At 36.4% G+C, this 20,156-nt stretch carries 16 protein-coding genes; 5 read left to right on the top strand and 11 right to left on the bottom strand.

Going from position 1 to position 20,156, the window contains the following annotated elements; all coding sequences use genetic code 11:
- Positions 1 to 39 precede the first annotated feature (39 nt).
- The gene (locus tag CWS01_RS06930; RefSeq protein ID WP_328588900.1) at positions 40 to 1,362 is read left to right on the top strand and encodes a UDP-glucose dehydrogenase family protein; all 1,323 of its coding nucleotides are present in this window, start codon (positions 40 to 42) and stop codon (positions 1,360 to 1,362) included.
- A gap of 226 nt (positions 1,363 to 1,588) precedes the next feature.
- Here CWS01_RS06930 and CWS01_RS06925 read toward each other — a convergent pair whose 3' ends face one another.
- Genes CWS01_RS06925 through CWS01_RS06915 form a run of 3 tightly spaced genes read right to left on the bottom strand, consistent with a single transcriptional unit; the run spans position 1,589 to position 4,442 of the window.
- Positions 1,589 to 2,338, bottom strand: a complete 750-nt coding sequence (locus CWS01_RS06925) for a HipA family kinase (protein WP_101176468.1) — start codon at positions 2,336 to 2,338, stop codon at positions 1,589 to 1,591.
- Positions 2,331 to 3,449, bottom strand: coding sequence for a glycosyltransferase family 4 protein (locus CWS01_RS06920; protein WP_101176467.1), 1,119 nt, complete (start codon positions 3,447 to 3,449; stop codon positions 2,331 to 2,333). Before CWS01_RS06920 ends, CWS01_RS06925 begins: the two co-directional genes overlap by 8 nt.
- Positions 3,450 to 3,455: 6 nt before the next feature.
- Positions 3,456 to 4,442 (bottom strand): RIO2 family protein, encoded by a 987-nt coding sequence (locus tag CWS01_RS06915; protein ID WP_101176466.1) that lies wholly within the window; start codon positions 4,440 to 4,442, stop codon positions 3,456 to 3,458.
- Between the two features lie 310 nt (positions 4,443 to 4,752).
- Here CWS01_RS06915 and CWS01_RS06910 point away from each other — a divergent pair, with 310 nt between their 5' ends.
- Positions 4,753 to 5,295 carry a CBO0543 family protein gene (locus tag CWS01_RS06910; RefSeq protein ID WP_101176465.1) on the top strand — a complete coding sequence of 181 codons (543 nt, stop codon included), beginning with the start codon at positions 4,753 to 4,755 and terminating at the stop codon, positions 5,293 to 5,295.
- A 106-nt stretch (positions 5,296 to 5,401) separates the two neighbouring features.
- Positions 5,402 to 5,911, top strand: a complete 510-nt coding sequence (locus CWS01_RS06905) for a GNAT family N-acetyltransferase (RefSeq protein ID WP_235851992.1) — start codon at positions 5,402 to 5,404, stop codon at positions 5,909 to 5,911.
- On the opposite strand, the gene CWS01_RS06900 is transcribed toward CWS01_RS06905, so the two are convergent.
- From CWS01_RS06900 to CWS01_RS06885, 4 genes are all read right to left on the bottom strand, one after another.
- The gene (locus CWS01_RS06900; RefSeq protein WP_101176464.1) at positions 5,908 to 6,576 is read right to left on the bottom strand and encodes a VOC family protein; all 669 of its coding nucleotides are present in this window, start codon (positions 6,574 to 6,576) and stop codon (positions 5,908 to 5,910) included. The genes CWS01_RS06905 and CWS01_RS06900 overlap by 4 nt on opposite strands.
- 222 nt (positions 6,577 to 6,798) lie before the next feature.
- Positions 6,799 to 7,275: a DinB family protein gene (locus CWS01_RS06895; protein WP_101176463.1), complete on the bottom strand. Its 477-nt coding sequence runs from the start codon at positions 7,273 to 7,275 to the stop codon at positions 6,799 to 6,801.
- Between the two features lie 311 nt (positions 7,276 to 7,586).
- Positions 7,587 to 8,006, bottom strand: coding sequence for a GNAT family N-acetyltransferase (locus CWS01_RS06890; protein ID WP_157827580.1), 420 nt, complete (start codon positions 8,004 to 8,006; stop codon positions 7,587 to 7,589).
- Positions 8,007 to 8,079: 73 nt separating this feature from the next.
- Positions 8,080 to 9,063 (bottom strand): ketoacyl-ACP synthase III, encoded by a 984-nt coding sequence (locus CWS01_RS06885; protein WP_101176461.1) that lies wholly within the window; start codon positions 9,061 to 9,063, stop codon positions 8,080 to 8,082.
- 391 nt (positions 9,064 to 9,454) lie between these two features.
- On the opposite strand from CWS01_RS06885, the gene CWS01_RS06880 reads away from it, so the two are divergent.
- On the top strand, positions 9,455 to 10,840 hold the full coding sequence (locus tag CWS01_RS06880) for an amino acid permease (protein WP_101176460.1): 1,386 nt from the start codon (positions 9,455 to 9,457) through the stop codon (positions 10,838 to 10,840).
- Positions 10,841 to 11,261: 421 nt separating this feature from the next.
- Here the strand turns inward: CWS01_RS06880 and CWS01_RS06875 are convergent, their stop codons facing one another.
- The 3 genes from CWS01_RS06875 to gltB form a co-directional block, all read right to left on the bottom strand.
- Positions 11,262 to 12,404, bottom strand: coding sequence for a zinc-dependent alcohol dehydrogenase (locus CWS01_RS06875; RefSeq protein WP_101176459.1), 1,143 nt, complete (start codon positions 12,402 to 12,404; stop codon positions 11,262 to 11,264).
- A gap of 216 nt (positions 12,405 to 12,620) precedes the next feature.
- Positions 12,621 to 14,114, bottom strand: a complete 1,494-nt coding sequence (gene gltD / locus CWS01_RS06870) for a glutamate synthase small subunit (protein WP_101176458.1) — start codon at positions 14,112 to 14,114, stop codon at positions 12,621 to 12,623.
- A gap of 16 nt (positions 14,115 to 14,130) precedes the next feature.
- The gene (gene gltB / locus CWS01_RS06865) at positions 14,131 to 18,693 is read right to left on the bottom strand and encodes a glutamate synthase large subunit (RefSeq protein WP_101176457.1); all 4,563 of its coding nucleotides are present in this window, start codon (positions 18,691 to 18,693) and stop codon (positions 14,131 to 14,133) included.
- A 138-nt stretch (positions 18,694 to 18,831) separates the two neighbouring features.
- Here gltB and CWS01_RS06860 point away from each other — a divergent pair, with 138 nt between their 5' ends.
- On the top strand, positions 18,832 to 19,734 hold the full coding sequence (locus CWS01_RS06860; RefSeq protein WP_101176456.1) for a LysR family transcriptional regulator: 903 nt from the start codon (positions 18,832 to 18,834) through the stop codon (positions 19,732 to 19,734).
- Positions 19,735 to 20,061: 327 nt separating this feature from the next.
- Here CWS01_RS06860 and CWS01_RS06855 read toward each other — a convergent pair.
- On the bottom strand, positions 20,062 to 20,156 hold a 95-nt coding region (locus CWS01_RS06855; protein WP_157827579.1), incomplete at its 5' end, for an IS3 family transposase.

Genomic DNA, 20,156 nt, shown 5'->3' with positions numbered 1-20,156 from the left:
TAGATAGGTTAGATAATAAAAATAATGAAAGAGGAGTTTATGATGAAAATTGCTGTAATTGGCACTGGATATGTTGGGTTATCTACAGGTGTTTGTTTAGCTGAAATCGGTCATACTGTAACATGCATTGATATTGACCAAAAAAAAATCCAGCATTTGCAAAAAGGCATTCCCCCCTTTTATGAACCGGGAATCGGAGAAATGATTATGAATAATGTAAATAAAACAAAACTATTTTTTTCATCTTCTCACAGAGATGGAGTAGCTGGAGCAGATATTGTCATCATTGCTGTTGGTACTCCCCAAAGGGAAGATGGATCTTGCAATCTCACATTTTTAGAGCAAGCAGCAATCGACAGTGCCCCTTATTTAGAAAAAGAATCCATTTTCGTGATAAAAAGCACGGTTCCAATCGGCACAAATGAAACGATTCAAAAACTGATTGAATCCCGTTTTCAGAAAAAAGTGCAAATTGTTTCTAATCCTGAATTTCTGCGGCAAGGATCTGCTATTTTTGATACAATGCACCCAGACAGAATTGTGATCGGTTCTGAAAATAAAGATGCCTCTGAAAAAATTGCCGAGATGTATCGTCCTCTAAATGCTCCTATCCTCATCACTAGCATTCGCAGTGCCGAAATGATTAAATACGCCTCTAATGCTTTTTTAGCAACTAAAATCAGCTATATCAATTATATTGCCAATTTATGTGAGCAAGTTGGTGCAGATGTAGAAGATGTTGCACAAGGAATGGGGACAGACAAAAGAATCAGTCCTGCTTTTTTGCAAGCTGGCATTGGTTATGGCGGTTCTTGCTTTCCAAAAGATGTAAAGGCATTATTGGCTATTTCTAAGGAAAATGGCATAAATCCAGGTCTTTTGCAAGAAACTGTAGCAATGAATGAACACCAGCAAACAATCCTCGTCAGTAAAGCTTTGCAACGCTTTCAAACACTGAAAGAAAAAAGATTTGCCTTATTAGGTCTTTCCTTTAAACCAGAAACAGATGATATGCGAGAAGCACCTTCTATCCCAATGGCAAAACAGCTAGTGGAGTTAGGTGCAGAAGTCATTGCCTATGATCCCAAAGCTGTTCATAATGCAAAAAAAATATTAGGAAGTACTATTAAGTACGCAGATTCTATTGATGAAGCATTCTTACATGCAGATGCTATTTTTATTGTAACAGAGTGGGGTGAGATTACTAATATGGATATTGGCAATCTATTAAAAACCGCCAAATCTCCAATCGTTTTTGATGGACGAAACTGTTTCGATGAAAAAAAGATTAAAGCCTGCGACTCAATAGAATATTATTCAATCGGAAAACCTGTTCTATTCATTAATCCTCCTAAAAACTAGTAATCTACTATCTTCTAATTAAGCCAAAACGAGCTGGAAGCATCTTTGCTTTCAACTCGTTTTTTCTTTTGATAAACAAAAAGGGGACAAATTATCCCATTGTTGCGGTTTTTGTTATTTTTGTTATGGTTTTTGAAAAAAAAACGACACTATCACCTTTAAAAAGCTGCAAGCAACGATTGGGCATTGCTTGCAGCTTTTTTCGTTTCTAAAGATGATTCTTCTTTTATTGCAAATCACTATTTTTTAAAAAACGCTTGATGATTTGCGGCAATTTTTTCCTCCTTTTTATTAAAGCTTTTACAATTTCTTCTTTCTCTTCCGCGGAGACATTCCATTCTTCTGGAATAACGTCTACTATTTCTTGTAATAAATGAATTGGCATGGATTGAATATTTTCAAGAAATTCATCATACATTTTTTTATCTGGAACAAAAGAATGAATAAATTGATGTGTAGCGCTTTTTATCATACCGGTAGGAAGCTTTTTCAAGTCATCTTTGTGCCAATTATAGGAGTTGAAGATCTCTGCATGATCTATAATGATGACACTATGCGCAGAACCGTCTTCTTGAAATAAGATATTTTTTCTCGTGCGATCTCTATTATAGAGCCAATAATCAAAAACAATAATTCCTGCTAAACAAGAAGCATTGGAAATCTCTTTAAGCTTCCCCACTTCATGCCCATTTTGACATAATGGCACGTAAAGGGAAGCAAATTGATGTGGAGAATGTGGCATCTCAATAGTTGGCTGGTCTTTAAAAAAATCAGAAGGAGTTTCGATGATTTGCGCAAAAGGAATAGGTAGACCAAGAAATCGACCGATGCAATAGCCAATCCATTCATTCGCCAATGATTTTTCAAATCCTGGCAACATATCTTTTACAACATAATCATTGCCGTCACTGCAGGTTAAAAGAAGGGATTGGGATTTGCCCTCCAGTTTTTTTTTGAAACAACTTGGTTTAATCATGCATTTCCCCCCCATCCTCTTTTTGTTGCTTGGTTATATCCAAACTTTTTAACAATTCTACATATTGGCCGGCAACATGCTCAATAGAAAAATTTTTTTGTACGTGTTCGATTGCATTAATAGACATTTTTTGCTGTTTTTTATCGTTATCTAATATTTTATAAATGCTTTTCACTGCTTTTTCCACCATTTGATCTGAAAACAATACACCCGTTTTACCGTCTATCACTAATTCATTCATAGGCATAATATCAGCTGCTACAACCGGCACTCCACATCCCATTGACTCAATAAACGTATTGCCAAATGACTCACATTTTGTAGTAGCAAGCGTACATCCTTTAGACATCCTTATTTTCGCATAAACACTGGGCATCTGCTGGTATGGAATAACAGGAAACCATTTAATAATATCTGTAAGATTTTCTGTTTCTCTTTTTTCGATAAACTCTTCTCGCTGAATACTTTGTGCCCCGCCAATCAGCCATATTTCCACATCTTTTCGGTCTTTTTTTATTTTTTTGGCAATCTCTATTAACATTTGCCAATTCTTCCGCTTGTCTATACGACCGATCCATCCAATAATTTTTTTATCAGGAGGCTGTATAGGAATGCTGTCCATGTCTGCTTCTTCTTCCGCAAGAGGACGAAAAAAGCTGGTATCAAGGCCATTATAAATAACTTGGATTGGAACATTTTGGGAAATAATGGATACAAGCCGTTTTTGATAGTGGGATGGCACAATAATTTTTTCAGGGTGGATTCCTCTGAAATTCCCTAAATGAGGAGTAAGTTTTAGAAGTTCAGGTGTCCGTGCTTCTACAATCACAGGTCCCATGAATTTTGCTTTGCGGATCCATTTAAAAGCATTTTTCGTATCCACAACAATAATTGCATCATAGCGATTCTTTTTGATAATAGCTACGATTTCATTTATATCTTTTGTTAAATAAATGGTAGAAACATCTTGCATGATATGTGCGCCGCCATGATCTGTGGTATATAAAAATTCTGTTTCTATTCCATATTTTTTAAAATAGATAGCACGATTTCTCCAGCCAGCGTTAACTCCGCCAACAGTAAGTAGCCGCCAAATGACTAGTATTTTCATATCTAATCAATCCTTGTTGATTTTAAATTGGGAGATTTTCTGCAATTCTTTTAGTATGCTTGTCATATTCTTTTGATACGTATTATCTATATGCTGTTTCACTTTTTTAGGAGTACTTAATAATTTTTCGATCAATTTTTCTGCATTTCCCTGAAAAGATCGCTCTTTATTCTCCCAATAATTGTCCATCAACTCCATTACTTCATCTGGGTTATATCCTAATACAAGCATAGCTTTTACCCATTCTTCTTTAAATACTTTATGCACAATATTTTCTAATTCAAGAGCATAGTCTTGGCTAGTTTTTAATAAAATCTGCGTTTTTCCGTTTTCATTCACTTTCGTTGTTGGACTTTGCATTAACTCTTGCAATATCCCTCTGGATTGTTGTTCCATATCAATAAAATATTTCCATTCTTCATATAATGCAGGTGCTTCTACTTGCACATGTGCTAAAAAAACTTCTTTGTTTTTTGTTCCTAAGGAAGTTAGTAGTTTGCGAGGATATGGATAAACACGATCACGCCAAACAGTTCTTGCTACATCAATTACTTTCAGACTTCCATCTGGCTGAATGAATATTTGTCGTTTATGATGATCAATTCTTTCAAAACCAATCTCTTTAAAAATAATAAGCATGTCAATTAATTTATTAGAAAGCTCTGGCGTTAAAGGTTGTGATTGCAGATATTCCCGCATATCAACTCCTTTTATAATTTCCATCGAGATAAAATTTGGTCCTTTTTCGTAAACCTTTGGAAATAACTCGGTATGCTGTCCAAGTGATAGTGCAAAATACTCTCTTTCGCAGTCTTCTTCATTACCAAATACTTTGACACATTCTTCTTCCGATAATTGAAATACTGCTCCTTGTCTTCCCTTTCCCATCATTTGTAGTGTTGTGTTATTTTCTACCTGCACATCCTCATTGTCTATATTTTGAACATGTATATCCTTTATTAAACTATCAAGTATCTCTCGTTCCAATTTCATGCTCCCTCTTTCCTCTACTCCGTATTTTAAAAGTTAGCCCTACTTTAATCTGCATTTTAGAGCCAGTTTTCCTTTTGTTTTGTCTGCTTGTCTTAATCTAAAGAATTTAGCTTTCTATATGATAATCACTTATGGGGATTTTTGTAACGGCACATATCCTATGAAAAAAATACTGGCAAAGATTTTCCAGTCCGTTTAATAAAATATTTTTCTGGAAACACTGTTATTTGAGCTGTCACGGAATAGATTTTCTAAAGTTCGGCAATAAAGATGCTATATAGAAAGAAGTTAAAAATGAGGTGCCTTCTAGTTGAAAAATCAAGTGTTCGAAGATTCTTATAAAAAAACAACCGAGCTGAATCAAGATATTTACCAAGGATGGATGGACCACTCTTTATTTACATGGCATTGGTGGATAGGTATTGCCTTAATTGTCATTCCATTACTGCTTTGGCTGAAATTCCGGAATAAAAACAGCCAAGATCGCTTATTATTTGCAGGGGTAGTCGTAGCAATTATTTCCGCTGCATTAGATTATATGGGGACTTTTTTTGGCAAATGGAGATATGATTATGAAGTATATCCGGCTCTTTCTAATTATATTCCCTTTAGTTTTTTTGCTCTGCCTATTGCTGTTATGTTTCTGCTGCAGGTTAAACCAAAAATGAACCCTTTTTTAAAAGCACTTATTTTTGCTGTTTTTTCGATTATCGCTCTGCCGATTGTTAAATGGATCGGCATCTATGAACCTGTTAAATGGAATTATCTGTATTCCTTTATCATCCAATATTTTATTTATTTAATTGCTCATTATATAAGCAGAAAAACCAAATTTCAGCCTTTGGAGGAGTAACGGCAAAATAAATAAAACACATCCACCCAGATGTGTTTTATTTATTTTTAAACAGAATAATCTAAAAATTTGTTATACTAGGTGAAAATGACAAAGGAGAAAAAACATGCTATTACGAACAGTGCATGAATCAGAAAAAGAAGCTATCTTTCAAATCGGTTTTAAAGAATGGGCAAAAGGGCGTATTTTTACTAAATATGTAGAAGATAATAAAAAAGAAGACGAGTATGGAACACGTTATGTATATGTAGATGATAAAAATAATATAATTGGTTCATTTATTGTTTTATCCCTCTATTTGAAGAAAAAAATCCCTATTTTTGGAATCGGTTCTATTGTAATCAGTCGAGAATATCAAGGAAAGGGATATGGAAAAAAATGCTGCACACATTCTTTTCTACTAATAGCAGCGCCACCTTTATGCTTTACAGTGATATCAATCCAGACTATTATCATCCTTTTAATTTTCGAAAGCTTCCTCCAAAGCTTCAACATTACGCTCATTCTATTTGTATGGTTCGCTGCACAGATAGTCAATATGAAGAAATTTGCACAACAGACAAAGCGCAAATTCCTTCCTATTTTTAATCAGTTTTTCAGTAAACTAATAGGTTAATAGCATGTACTTACTGTGCTTATTATTCCTTTATTTGTATGAATCACTAATGGTGCCTCTATGGCTGTTTTTTTAGAAAACAGCCATTTTCTTCCTAATGGAGATAAAATAATAAATGCCCCCTCCTCATATTCACCAAAAAAATTTAAATATTTTTCTTCATACAATTTTTTCTGATGACGAATCGGAATGCCTAAATGCTGTATTTTATCTGCATATTCTTTTATTTCATCTGTCCCTAAACCAATTTCGCTAATGGATAAAATATTGTCTTTGGGTGAAAAAGCTTTATGTGGAAACATAGGAGAGGTTTCTTTTCTTGCAATCAACTCGACAATATTGCCGGCAGGATCTTCAAAATAGCATGCTTTTGCTTTCATAAACTCATGAAACTCTATTTCATCTTCTCCATCTTCTCTTGCCAGCACTACTTTACTAGAAAGCCATGCTTTTGCCTCTGAGAAAAGATTAGCATGAATATTAAAAGCAAAATGATAAAAATAATCATGCTGTTCGTCTTTCAAAAAAGTGAGAGCGCTTTCTCCAACTTGAAAGGAAACACGATTGTTTTCATTTGTCTGCTGAATAAAACCAAATACATTTTTATAAAAAGCGACTGTTTCTTCAAAATGATTAATCGATAATTCTATTTGGTTAATCTTCATAACCAGCCCCCCTTATTGTATAAAAAGGACTTTTATTTCTCATAAAAGTCCTAGGCTGTTGACAAACGCCCGCTTTCTTTGTTGCTCGCCTTGTTCGGGTGCTCATTACCTCCCTTGGTAACTCCGCTCCTCTCAAGACTTCGCGCCTCGAAACGCAGACGTTTTCAATCAGCCTAAAAATGTGCATTTTTGACTTTGTCTACACTCTGGGACTTTTATTTATTATGCCTGCTGTTCTTTTGTTGGTCCCATAACACCTGGCACCACTAGTCCTGCTTGACGCAACAGCACAGTCATTTGGCCGCGGTGATGTGTTTGATGATCAATTAACGTGCGAAGTAAAGCCCCTCTTGGAACTGGTCCTCTAAAGCTTTCCACCGTTTCATTGATCATTTCATCCGTGAATGCTTTCTCAACAGCTGCCTTCACTTCTTCAGCCACGCTTTTGTAGCCTTCTACAATTTCCTTTGCACTTTGAGGAACTTCATTGCGATTTAATTCTATTGAAAGCTTTAGCCCAACAAGACCCAGAAAAAAAGTTGGCGTTGTTGCTAAATGCCAGCCCAGCCAACCTAATGTACTATGCCCTTCTACAATAGCTTGATTTAATTTTTCATCTGTTATTGCTTCTAACACCCGAATTGTTCCTTCTGCTTGAGCAGACCAATCTGCCAAAAAATCATTTACTTGACGATACATACTATTCACTCCTACTATTTCTTCTATCACTCCTCATTTTAATCAAGATTTCTCTATTATTCAAATAATAGAAAGTTTCATCTTATGATTTGTTTATTAATTAGACATATTAAAGACAATTAAGGCGGTATTACAGGGATTATATACTGATGTTTTTATGATTATTTATTTGGATGCGTAAAATTATATTGCTTATTATGACTCCTAAAAACTTGCTTTTTATTCTTAGAAAAACGAATTCTAGTTTCCTATTCCCTCCATATACTATTCATTTATTTGCTAATTGGCCTTTTTAATGCATAAAATTTCTTTTAAAAAACTTTCTCCATCACCCCTGTTTTTACTGTATGTCCATTTGGATTAATGACTTTGCCTTCTTCTACAAGATGAAAACCGATGGCTTGATATAATCGTATATTTCCTGCTAAAGACATTCTTACTTTGCATTCCATTTTGTTTTTCCCAAGTTGTTTTGCATAGTTTTCGAGCCATTGAAGCATATATCTAGCTATTCCTTGTTCTCTATATGCCGGCAAAACAGACAACCTAGAAAAATATAGTGTCTTTGATTTTTCTGTAAAACGCACGGAAGCTATTGGAACTTCCTCTATTAAACAAACAGCAAATTTTTCGCTCCCATTCTTAAAATTTTCTGTCAATACTTCGATAGGCTCTGTAATCGCACTTGATGGCACTTCTAGCTTTCCATATTCTTTAAAAGCTTCACCCATAATGTAAATATACATCTAGTATATCAAAAAAAAGAAGTTCATCCAGAAAAAAATCTCTGCATGAACTTCTTTTTTAAATATTCCACTCAATCAATAACCCTGCCTGCGTTAAGCCTCCGCCAAATCCGAATAGCAGCAGTTTGTCTTTCGTTTTTAATTTTCCATCTTTCACAGCTAAATCAATGGCAAGTGGAATGGTTGCACTAGACGTATTTCCATAATGAATTAAACTGACCAATGTTTTTTCTATCGGATAGCCGCTTTTTTCACAAATGGATTCAATCATTCGCAAGTTGGCGCTATGTGGCACAAACCAGTCTACATCTAAAAGACTGATTCCCCCATTATTTGCGACAGTTTTCATTCCTTTTGGCACCGTAGAAACAGCCCATTTATATACTTCTCGGCCATTTTGCACAATATTTCCATCTGCCTTCAAATCTATGCCATCCATTTGTTCCGAAATACTCGTTGCATAAAGATTTTTTCCAGCTTCTCCTTTGGAATCAAGGAAAAAGGAGAGAAAACTTGGATTCTTGTCATCATATTCTACTAACACTGCTGATGCTCCGTCTCCAAACAGAATACATGATGTCCTGTCCTCATAGTCAGTAATTTTCGTTAATGCCTCGGCTCCTATTACAAGGATCTTTTTATTTAAACCTGCCGTTATTAAACCATTTGCAACATGCAAACCGTAAGTAAAGCCAGCACATGCTGCGTTTAAATCAATGGAACCTGCTTTTTTTAATCCTAACTTTCCTTGCACTATTGCAGCAACACTTGGCGTCTTAAAATCTGCAGTCATTGTGCAGACAATAATCATTTCTACATCTTCTATAGGTTTAGAGTAGCGTTTCATTAAATCAAGTACTGCCATATATGCTAAATCGCTTGTACATTCATTTTCTTTCGCCATTCTTCTTTCTTTAATGCCAGTTCGCTGGATAATCCAATCATTATTGGTCTCCACCATACGCTCTAAATCTTCATTCGTTATCTTTTTTTCTGGAACATAAGATCCAATCGCGGTAATTCGCGCTTTCGAAGTTAACATAAAATCCAACCTCGTTTCTTTTTTACTAGCTATTAGTATCAGGTACTAACTTTACTCCATCATATCATTTTTTTTCAAAAAGGACCAGTTTGTAATAAAAATTATTATTTTGTTCATCTTAAATAATTTAAAAGGAGTTTCAAACTATGTTGATTTCTCTTCACAATAATCGGTAAAATGTAGAAGTCAAATTAGCCGTAATCGTGTCAACTTTATTATTTTGTAATAGTTTATGCGATTGGAAATTTAATGACATTGACATTTTTTCTATGCGACAATATAATCACCTAAGTGTGCTTTTTCGACAATTTATTCATTTTTTAAAAAACAAATTGTTAGAATATTTCTATTAAAGAAAAATATTTTTTACATCTAGGAGGATCGCATTCTAATGAGTCAACTTTTTCGCAGGAAATCGATGAATTTAATGATTTCTCAATCTCAAAATAAAACATTAGAACGAACAATGGGCGTTTGGGACCTGATTTTTTTAGGAGTAGGATGTGTAATTGGGACAGGCATATTTGTGGTGACAGGAGTAGTTGCGGCTGAAAGTGCTGGACCTGGCATCATGCTTTCTTTTGTTCTTGCAGGGATTGCTTGTGCCTTGGCTGCTTTTTGTTATGCAGAATTTTCATCTGCTGTTCCATTATCAGGAAGTGTATATACCTATACTTATGCCACTTTAGGGGAACTGTTTGCCTTTTTAATCGGCTGGGATTTAATGCTCGAATATGTACTGGCTGTTGCCGCTGTTGCAACAGGTTGGTCTGCTTATTTTCAATCATTAATCGCAGGATTTAATATCCACCTTCCTGCTGTTATTTCATCAGCACCAGGCGTCGGTAAAGGCGGTATGATCGATTTACCTGCTATTTTGATTATTATGTGCATAACAGCACTTGTTTCTAAAGGCATTAAAGAAAGCATTAAATTTAATAATATAATGGTATTTGTAAAATTAGGGGTTATTCTCCTCTTTATTATTGTTGGTGTATTTTATGTAAAGCCAGAAAATTGGACGCCGTTTCTGCCATTTGGTTTTAGTGGTGTTATAACTGGCGCTGCTACCGTTTTCTTTGCATATATCGGTTTTGATGTTATTGCAACTGCTTCTGAGGAAGTAAAAAACCCTGGAAAAACAATGCCGATTGGAATTATTGGCTCCTTGGCCATTTGTACTACATTATATATTGCCGTATCAGCTGTTCTAACAGGAATGATTCCTTTTACGGAACTAAATGTTGGAGCACCCGTTGCCTTAGCATTAGAATCAGTAGGCCACAATAGCATTGCCGGCATTATTTCTATTGGTGCTGTTATGGGGATTACCACGGTAATACTTGCATTAATTTATGCACAAGTTCGTTTAAGCTTTGCGATGAGTCGTGATGGATTATTGCCAAAAATCATGTCTAGCGTGAATAAAAAAACAAAAACGCCATTTAAAAACACATGGCTAACAGGAAGTATTGCAGCATGTATTGCCGGATTTGTTGATTTAACTACATTGGCACATTTAGTAAATATGGGAACACTTGCAGCATTTACCCTTATTTCGATTGCTATTATTGTTCTGCGCAAAAAATTCCCGGATTTAAAAGGATCTTTCCGTGTTCCTTTTGTGCCAGTACTGCCGATTATCAGTGCATTATTATGCTTAGGGCTTGCAATTAGTCTTCCTGGCATTACATGGATTTCTTTTGTTATCTGGCTTGTGATTGGAACGATTATCTATTTCCTTTATTCCAAAAAGCATAGTAATTTAAATAAATAGCAAAAGAAGAAGCAAGCTTATTGCTTCCTTCAGACCGTAGACAAACACTCCTTAAAATGGAAGTTTGTTTACGGTTTTTTGTTTATTTTTCTTTTAAATTGGAATGTTGATTTCCATTTCAGAGGTTCGCTTTCCACAGGGTCTTCGGCTACACGCCTGCAGAGTCTCTCACTAATCCCTTAGGAGTCTCCCCTTCCTCTCCAATCAACTTGCTTTCAATCCATCCTAGAATTCAAAGCTTCTATTTCTTTCCTAATAAAATCCGCTGTTATTCAGCTGTTTCCATTTATTCATAAATTCCCCACCTTTATTGCAGTAGTGTATTCCGTTCTATTTTCACTTTGAAGAAATTTCTGTCTGTTTAAAAATGCTCTTTTCTTCAAAAAAATAGCTCCAATCAGGAACTATTTCTAACATGCTATTATGGTTTTAAGATGACTTTAATAACATCATCTTCATGCTCATAAAACATTTTATATGCTTCGCTTGCCTGATCCAGCGGCACTTTATGTGTAATAATTTCAGTTGGATCAAACTCTTTGTTTGCAATTTTATCAAAAAGCATTGGCATATAATGAATAACGGGTGCTTGTCCTGTTTTTACTGTAATGTTTCGTTCGAAAATATTCCCTAATGGAAACATATTGTATGTGGAACCGTAAACACCTGTCAGCTGCATCGTACCAAATTTTCTAATAGAATTTAAACCAATTTGAATGGCACTTAATGTACCGCCTTGGATTTTTAATTTTTGTTCAACTTTTTCCATCATGGTTTTTTTGCCGTCCATGCCAACACAATCAATGACAACATCAGCGCCGCCTTTTGTTATTTCCTTCATGTACAATCCTGTATCTTCATGCTGGTCAAAATTAATGATTTCTACATTATTCATTTTTTTTGCATGATTTAATCGGTAGGGAATGTTATCAACAGCAATAACACGTTTTGCCCCTTTCATCCATGCGAATTTTTGTGTCATTAAGCCAACAGGTCCACAACCTAATACAACTACTGTGTCCCCTTCTTTTACTCCAGAATTTTCGACGCTCCAATACGCTGTAGGCAGTACGTCTGACATAAACAGCAAACCTTCATCTTCTATTTCACAAGATTCAGGGATTACAAATGGCACGAAATTTCCATATGGTACCCGAAGCAGTTCTGCCTGGCCACCAGGATAATTGCCGTAGCGTTCTGTAAAACCAAAATATGCCCCAGTATCTGCTTGTTCTTTATTTGGGTTAGCGTTGTCGCATTGACTTTCCATATCATGTTCACAATAATAGCAGTGTCCGCATGAAATATTAAATGGAAGAACAACTCGATCGCCTTTTTTCACTTTTGTAACATCTGGGCCGACTTCTTCAACAATGCCCATTGGTTCATGGCCAATGACATAATCTTTTTGTGCAGGAATTGCTCCTAAATATATATGTAGATCAGAACCACATATAGCTGTCGAAGTGATACGGACAATAATATCATCTTTTTTCTGCAATATTGGATCTTCCACCTGTTTTACTTGAATTTCTTTTGCGCCTTGATAGGTGACTGCTTTCATTTTCTTCCCTCCTAAAACTGTTATGTAAAAACAACTACCTCTTTCAGCATGGTTATAAACATCTAAAAAATTCTTCCTTTTGCATCTTCCTATATCTCATATCTTATATCCCTTTATCAAAAATATACAAAAAAATCCAGAGGGAAATCTTCCCCTGGATTTTGATTGCATCTATTTATTGTAAAATTAATTTATCTCAAAATAAATATTCGCTATTTATGCATTCACTGTCGGCAAATGAGAAACGCCCATTAGATATTGATCCACCTTACGTGCTACTTCACGGCCTTCATTGATTGCCCAAACGATTAAGCTTTGGCCTCTTCTTGCATCACCTGCAGCGAAAACACCTTCTACATTTGTTTGAAATTCTCCGTATTTTGCATCAATTTTGCGGAATTTAGTATCTACGCCAAACTGCTGAAGTACTGGCTGTTCTGGTCCTTCAAAACCAATTGCAATAAATACTAATTGTGCTGGCCATACTTTTTCTGTGCCAGGAATTTCGTTGAACATAAAAGTGCCGTCTGCTTGTTTTACTTTTTCCATTGAAATCGTATGAAGCTCTTTTAAGTTGCCATTTTCATCTTTTACGATTTTTTTTGTTTGAATGCTGTATTGTCTTGGATCGCTTCCAAATTTTTGTTCCGCTTCTTCATACGCATATTCTAATGTGAAAACCTGTGGAAATGCTGGCCACATATTATCATCTGTACGTGTTTCCGTCAGTCTTGGATGTTTCCCAAATTGCACAACAGATTTGCATTTTTGGCGAAGTGCTGTTGCCACACAGTCTGCACCAGTGTCTCCACCACCGATAACAATAACATCTTTGCCTTCTGCATTAATGAAGTTGCCATCTGCAAAGTTAGAGTCAAGCATGCTTTTTGTTGCTTTTGTCAAGTAGTCCATGGCAAAATGAACACCATTCGCTTCTCTGCCTTCGATTGTTAAATCACGCTGTTTTTGTGCCCCTGTACAAAGAATAACTGCATCAAATTGTTTTCTTAATTCTTCTGCTGTAATATCTTTGCCAATCTCTGTATTTGTAACAAAATCGATGCCCTCTTGCGTTAATAATTGCACGCGGCGCTCCACATCTTTTTTCTCTAATTTCATATTAGGAATTCCGTACATTAATAATCCGCCTGGACGATCAGAACGTTCAAATACAGTAACAGAATGGCCTGCTTGATTTAATTGATCCGCACTAGCAAGTCCTGCAGGTCCTGAACCAACAATCGCAATTTTTTTGCCTGTGCGATTTTTAGGAATTTTGGGTGTAATCCAGCCATTTGCAAAACCTTTATCGATAATGGTGCGTTCAATATTTTTAATGCTAACCGCTGGATCAGAAATCGCCACCGTACAAGATCCTTCGCATGGAGCTGGACATGCACTTCCTGTAAACTCTGGGAAGTTATTTGTTTTTAATAATCTGTCAAGTGCTTCTTTCCATCTGCCACGGTAAACCAAATCATTCCATTCTGGTATTAGATTGTGGATTGGACATCCTGATGTAGAGCCTGAAATGTCCATTCCAATATGGCAGAATGGTGTTGCACAATCCATGCAACGTGCTCCTTGTCTACTAAGTACTTCGTCAGAGAAAGGAGCAGAATATTTTTTAAAATCATTTAAGCGGGAAAGCGGAGATCTTTCTTCCGCTTCCTCCCGTTTAAATTCCATAAAACCAGTTGCTTTTCCCATTACATTCTCTCCTCTCTTACTGAACCGCTACTGTATCTTTAGTAGTTTTGTGTTTTTTTTTCTCTTGGTTTGAATTGCTTTCAAATGCTTGCATTACTGCCTCGTCTTCAGATAAACCGCTGTTTAAGCCTGTTTGAATTTCTGAAATCATGCGTTTGTAGTCTTTCGGAATCACTTTTACAAATTTGCTTACTGCTTTATCCCAATTTTCCAGCGTTTGCTTTGCAACAATACTGTCTGTTTGCTCTTGATGTTTTCCAATTAATTGTTTTACTGCTTCTATTTCTCCTGCATCTTCCAATGATTCAAAAAGAATCATTTCTTGATTGCAAAGATTTTTGAATGTTTTTTTGTCATTTGCAAGCACATATGCTACCCCACCAGACATACCTGCACCAAAGTTTTTCCCTACTTCTCCTAATACTACAACCTGACCGCCAGTCATATATTCAAGACCATGGTCGCCAATACCTTCTACTACAATATTTGCTCCACTATTACGTACAGCAAAACGTTCGCCAGCTTTTCCGTTTACAAAAGCTTCGCCATCTGTCGCACCAATAAAAGCAACGTTACCTGCAATTACATTGTCTTTTGCTACATAAGAATCAACAGACGGTGCCTTCACAACGATTTTCCCGCCAGATAAACCTTTTCCTACATAGTCATTTACATCCCCTGTTAAATAAAGACTCATGCCTTTTGGAATAAATGCTCCAAAACTTTGGCCTGCAGACCCGGTGAAATGCAGATTAATGGTGTCGTCCGCCAAACCTTCTTCTCCATATTTTTTCGAGATTTCGCTGCCGACAATCGTACCGATAACACGATTTGTATTTTTCACTGTATAATACAGATCAATGTTTTCTCCTTTTTCAATTGCTTTTTCCACAGCTGGCAAGATTTTTTGCATATCTAAGCTTTCATCGATTTTATGGTTTTGCGGTTTTTGGAATGTACGAGGTCCATCCATTTGATGCAACAACTTGCTTAAATCAAGATCTTTTGTTTTCCAATGAGATTTTGCTTGTTCGCTCACTGTTAAAAGATCCGTTCTTCCAATCATTTCTTCCACTGTTCTAAAGCCTAATTGAGCCATTAATTCACGAACTTCTTCTGCAACAAAACGCATAAAGTTGACAACATGATCAGGATCTCCTGCAAATTTATAGCGAAGTTCTGGATTTTGTGTCGCCACACCGACTGGACATGTATCAAGGTGACATGCACGCATCATTACACAGCCTAAAACAATTAGTGGCGCTGTTGCAAAACCAAATTCTTCTGCCCCTAAAAGTGCTGCTAAGACAACATCTTTTCCTGTCATTAATTTTCCATCTGTCTCTAATACAACACGGCTTCTTAAACCGTTTAACATCAATGTTTGGTGCGTTTCTGCTAAACCAAGCTCCCATGGAAGACCTGTATGTTTAATACTTGTTTTTGGAGATGCACCAGTTCCACCGTCATAGCCGCTTACTACGATAACATCTGCAACACCTTTTGCCACACCTGCAGCAATTGTGCCGATTCCACCTTTAGATACTAGTTTTACGCTGATTCTTGCATCTCTATTTGCATTCTTTAAATCATGAATTAGCTGTGCTAAATCTTCAATCGAATAAATATCATGATGCGGAGGTGGTGAAATTAAGCCTACACCTGGTGTTGATCCACGCACTTCTGCAACCCACGGATATACTTTATTTCCTGGCAGCTGTCCGCCTTCTCCTGGTTTTGCACCTTGCGCCATTTTAATCTGCAGTTCATCTGCGTTGATTAGATAATGGCTTTTAACTCCAAAACGGCCAGATGCAATTTGTTTGATAGCACTGCGGCGATTGTCTCCATTTGCATCTAATTCAAAACGTGCTGGATCTTCTCCGCCTTCTCCGCTGTTAGAGCTTCCGCCAATTCTATTCATAGCAATCGCTAATGTTTCATGTGCTTCTTTACTTAATGAACCAAATGACATCGCACCTGTTTTAAAACGTTTTACGATGGATTCAACTGATTCTACTTCATTAATATCAATAGCATTTTCTGTATTAAAAGCAAACAGATTGCGCAAGAATGTAACTCTTTCTGCATTTGCCGCATCTGAATATTGTTTAAACAGACTATAGTCTCCCTTGCGACATGCCCATTGCAATGTGTGGATAGTTTTTGGGTTGAAGGCATGATGCTCTCCGCCTTTTCTCCATTGGAAGTCGCTTCCTGAATCCAATGTTTCATCAATGGTTGGTGAATATGCTTCCATATGACGATCCGTTGCTTCTTTTGCAATTGTATCAATGCCAATTCCGCCTAATTGAGAAACTGTTCCTACAAAGTATTTTTCAATCACATCATGGCCAATGCCGACCGCTTCAAAGATTTGCGCCCCACGATAGCTTTGGATAGTCGAGATACCCATTTTGGACATTACTTTTACAACGCCTTCTGTCACAACTGTATTAAAACGTGCAACAGCTTCCTCATAAGCCAATTCCAATACGCCTTCTTGGATGCTTTTTGCATAGGTTGCATATACAAGATATGGATTGATTGCATCTGCTCCAAAGCCGATAAGACTTGCAAAATGATGAACCTCTCTTGCTTCTCCAGACTCCACAATAATGCTCGCTTTTGTACGAATGCCTTTTTTCGTTAAGTATTGATGCAAAGCACTTGTAGCCAATAAGACTGGAATCACTTTTTTATCTTTATTCATGCTGCGGTCTGAAAGAATTAAAAGACTAATTCCTTCATTGATTGCCGTTTCTGCCTGCTGCAGCAATTTTTCTAAGCTCGCCTCTAAGTTGTCTTCAAATAAAATTTCCAATGTTTGCGTGGAAAATTCTGATAATTCAATAGCTTTTAATTGCTCCAATTGTCCGTTTGAAATAATTGGGGTACCCAATTGAATACGACGACAATTTGAAGCATCTGGGTGAAGCAGATTTTTTTCCGCTCCCAACCATGAAAGTGTTGATGTTACTAAATGTTCGCGAATTGCATCAATTGGCGGATTCGTAACTTGAGCAAATAATTGTTTAAAATAGTTGAATAAGCTTTGTGATTTATCTGATAATACAGCAAGCGGCGTATCATTCCCCATTGAACCAAGTGGATCTTTGCCCTCTATTACAACAGGAATTAGATTTTTTTGTACATCTTCATACGTATATCCAAATGCTTTTTGTCTTATTAATAAGTCTGCAAATTCTTCAGAAGATTCTTCCTTTGATGCATCTAAACGAACCACTTTTTCATCCAGCCATTTTTGATAAGGTTGCTGCGCAACAATTTCTCCTTTTAGCTCTTCATCGGAGATAATGCGGCCTTCTTCTAAATCAATCAACAGCATTTTTCCTGGACTTAAGCGATCTTTATATAAAACATTTTCTTCTTCAACAGGTATTACTCCCACTTCTGATGAGAAGATAATATAATCATCTTTTGTTACATAATAGCGTGCTGGTCTTAAACCATTTCGGTCTAAAATTGCCCCGATTTGTTTTCCATCTGTGAAAGAAATTGCCATTGGTCCATCCCAAGGCTCCATTAAGCTGGAATGATACTCATAAAATGCTCTTTTCTCATCTGTTACATGAGGATTTTCTGTCCATGGCTCTGGAATCAGCATCATTGCTGCATGTGCTGGCTTGCGTCCAGCTAGAATAAAAAATTCTAGTGCATTATCAAACACAGATGAATCACTGCCGCTTGCATCAAGGATTGGCAATATTTTGTCTAAATCCTCGCCAAATGCTTCTGATACAAATTGCTGTTCTCTTGCTTCCATCCAATTTAAGTTGCCGCGAAGTGTGTTAATCTCTCCGTTATGGATAATATAGCGGTTTGGATGTGCTCTTTCCCAGCTTGGAAATGTATTTGTACTAAAACGGGAATGCACTAAAGAAAATGCAGAAACAAATGCTTCATCTTGCAGATCCAAATAGAATGTTCCCACTTGATCAGAAGTTAACAGCCCTTTATACACAATCGTTCTTGTGGAAAGACTAGCAAAATAAAAATCGTTTTCTGTCTTTTTTCCCCAGTTTTCTGCAAGTTTGCGAACAATGTATAATTTGCGTTCAAATGCCAATTCATCTTGTTTGTTAACATTTTCGCCTGCTGCAATAAATACTTGGCGAACAACCGGGCAGCTTTCCTGCGCTACTTTTCCGATTTTTCTGACATCTGTAGGTACAGTTCTCCAACCAAGGAGCACTTGCCCTTCTTGGCTTATATATTGATTAATTTGCGCTTCGATTTCTTCTCTATTTTCATCTTTTTGCGAAAAGAAAATCATTCCTACACCATATTGCCCTTTTTCTGGCAATGTAAAATCGTTTAATTCTTTACGGAAAAATGCATCTGGAATTTGGACCATCAGTCCTGCCCCGTCTCCTGTTAACGGATCGCTTCCTTGCCCTCCGCGATGATCTAATTTACAAAGCATACTTAAACCATTTGTTACGATTTCATGCGTTGCCTCTCCCTTGATATGGGCATATAAACCGATTCCACATGCATCGTGTTCAAATTCTGGTCTGTAAAGACCTTGTGCTTTAGCTAATTGGTTGTACGTCATTTCAACCACCCCTGTCAGATTTTCTAACAATTTTTTTAGTTCAGATAACTTTATTATACTATGCAAATTCATATAAACAATATATTATTTGGATAGAAGTTATCTATTTTCGAGATGAATGGAGGAGAAAACAAAAAAATGGAGCTTAGACAATTAAAGTATTTCATTGAAGTCGCAGAAAGGGAACATGTTTCAGAAGCCGCCGAATACTTGCATGTCGCCCAATCAGCCATTAGCAGACAAATCGCTAATCTAGAAGATGAACTAGGTGTCAGCCTCTTTGAACGGGAAGGAAGAAATGTAAAATTAACCTCCATTGGAAAAATCTTTTTAGAGCACTCTTTAGCGATTATGAAGCAAGTTGATCTTGCAAAAGAACAAATAAATGCCTATTTAGATCCAGATAGAGGCTCCATCAAAATCGGCTTTCCAACAAGTCTGGCAAGCCATTTGCTTCCTACAATTCTTTCTGCGTTTAAAGAAAAGCATCCAAACATTGCTTTTCAACTAAGACAAGGATCCTACAGTTTTTTAATTGAAGCAGTCAAAAACAAAGATATTGATTTAGCCTTTTTAGGACCTGTGCCAACAGATGATCATTCCATAAAAGGGGAAATATTATTTACAGAACGGATTTTAGCATTGCTGCCCATTACTCATATTTTAGCAGAAAGAAGGAGCATTCGTCTAAGAGATTTGCGAAACGATGATTTTGTGCTATTTCCAAAAGGATATATTTTACAAAAAATTGCTTATGAAGCATGCAAACAAGAAGGCTTTTTGCCTACAATCAGCTCAGAGGGAGAAGATTTGGACGCTATTAAAGGATTAGTATCTGCTGGGATGGGTGTCACGTTGCTTCCTGAAAGCACGTTTTATGATACAGTGCCAAAATTCACAGTAAAAGTGCCTATTGAAAACCCAATCATTAATAGAACAGTTGGTGTCATTATTCCTAAAAATAGAGAGCTTCCTCCATCTGTGCAGACATTTTATCAATTTGTTATCGAATTTTTTTCCATGCTCCAAAGATATCAATAAAGACATCTCTTTGTTGCTAAAAAAAAACAGGGGGAACGTTTGTCGACAAAAGGGGTTCAGAATGCTTTCATTCTGAACCCCTTTTAATATTAAGCTTCATTTCTAATTGGTCTCTTTAGATAAAAGAATGTTTGGAAAGCACGGTATCACCTCTGTCCATTTATCTATCTTTATTTTAAAGGATGGAAGATTCAAATTCTATTATGAGGGAGTGAAAGTAAGTTGATTCGAGCGGAAATCAACATTCCCATTCAAAAGAAAAATAAACAAAAAACCGTAGAAAAACTTCCTTTTTATGATCTGACCCAAAAAAGTTAGACAAATAATTCAAGCGGCTTCCAAGATCTGAGCCCGGTATTGTATTGGACTCAGATCTTTTAATTTTTTCTTCATACGTTTGTGATTATAGTAATAGATATAAT

Source organism: Niallia nealsonii, from assembly GCF_002835805.1.
Lineage (GTDB): Bacteria > Bacillota > Bacilli > Bacillales > Cytobacillaceae > Niallia > Niallia nealsonii.
This window is presented reverse-complemented; position numbering and strand designations above follow the sequence as displayed.

What these genes read in the sequence shown, in the direction of transcription:
- CWS01_RS06920 (WP_101176467.1), bottom strand. Translation starts at nt 3,449, where the DNA reads ATGAAAATACTAGTCATTTGGCGGCTACTTACTGTTGGCGGAGTTAAC.
- CWS01_RS06905 (WP_235851992.1), top strand. Translation starts at nt 5,402, where the DNA reads ATGCTATTACGAACAGTGCATGAATCAGAAAAAGAAGCTATCTTTCAA.
- CWS01_RS06860 (WP_101176456.1), top strand. Translation starts at nt 18,832, where the DNA reads ATGGAGCTTAGACAATTAAAGTATTTCATTGAAGTCGCAGAAAGGGAA.
- CWS01_RS06915 (WP_101176466.1), bottom strand. Translation starts at nt 4,442, where the DNA reads ATGAAATTGGAACGAGAGATACTTGATAGTTTAATAAAGGATATACAT.
- CWS01_RS06925 (WP_101176468.1), bottom strand. Translation starts at nt 2,338, where the DNA reads ATGATTAAACCAAGTTGTTTCAAAAAAAAACTGGAGGGCAAATCCCAA.
- CWS01_RS06890 (WP_157827580.1), bottom strand. Translation starts at nt 8,006, where the DNA reads ATGGGTGAAGCTTTTAAAGAATATGGAAAGCTAGAAGTGCCATCAAGT.
- gltB (WP_101176457.1), bottom strand. Translation starts at nt 18,693, where the DNA reads ATGACGTACAACCAATTAGCTAAAGCACAAGGTCTTTACAGACCAGAA.
- CWS01_RS06930 (WP_328588900.1), top strand. Translation starts at nt 40, where the DNA reads ATGATGAAAATTGCTGTAATTGGCACTGGATATGTTGGGTTATCTACA.
- CWS01_RS06875 (WP_101176459.1), bottom strand. Translation starts at nt 12,404, where the DNA reads ATGAAAGCAGTCACCTATCAAGGCGCAAAAGAAATTCAAGTAAAACAG.
- CWS01_RS06880 (WP_101176460.1), top strand. Translation starts at nt 9,455, where the DNA reads ATGAGTCAACTTTTTCGCAGGAAATCGATGAATTTAATGATTTCTCAA.
- CWS01_RS06895 (WP_101176463.1), bottom strand. Translation starts at nt 7,275, where the DNA reads ATGTATCGTCAAGTAAATGATTTTTTGGCAGATTGGTCTGCTCAAGCA.
- gltD (WP_101176458.1), bottom strand. Translation starts at nt 14,114, where the DNA reads ATGGGAAAAGCAACTGGTTTTATGGAATTTAAACGGGAGGAAGCGGAA.
- CWS01_RS06900 (WP_101176464.1), bottom strand. Translation starts at nt 6,576, where the DNA reads ATGAAGATTAACCAAATAGAATTATCGATTAATCATTTTGAAGAAACA.
- CWS01_RS06885 (WP_101176461.1), bottom strand. Translation starts at nt 9,063, where the DNA reads ATGTTAACTTCGAAAGCGCGAATTACCGCGATTGGATCTTATGTTCCA.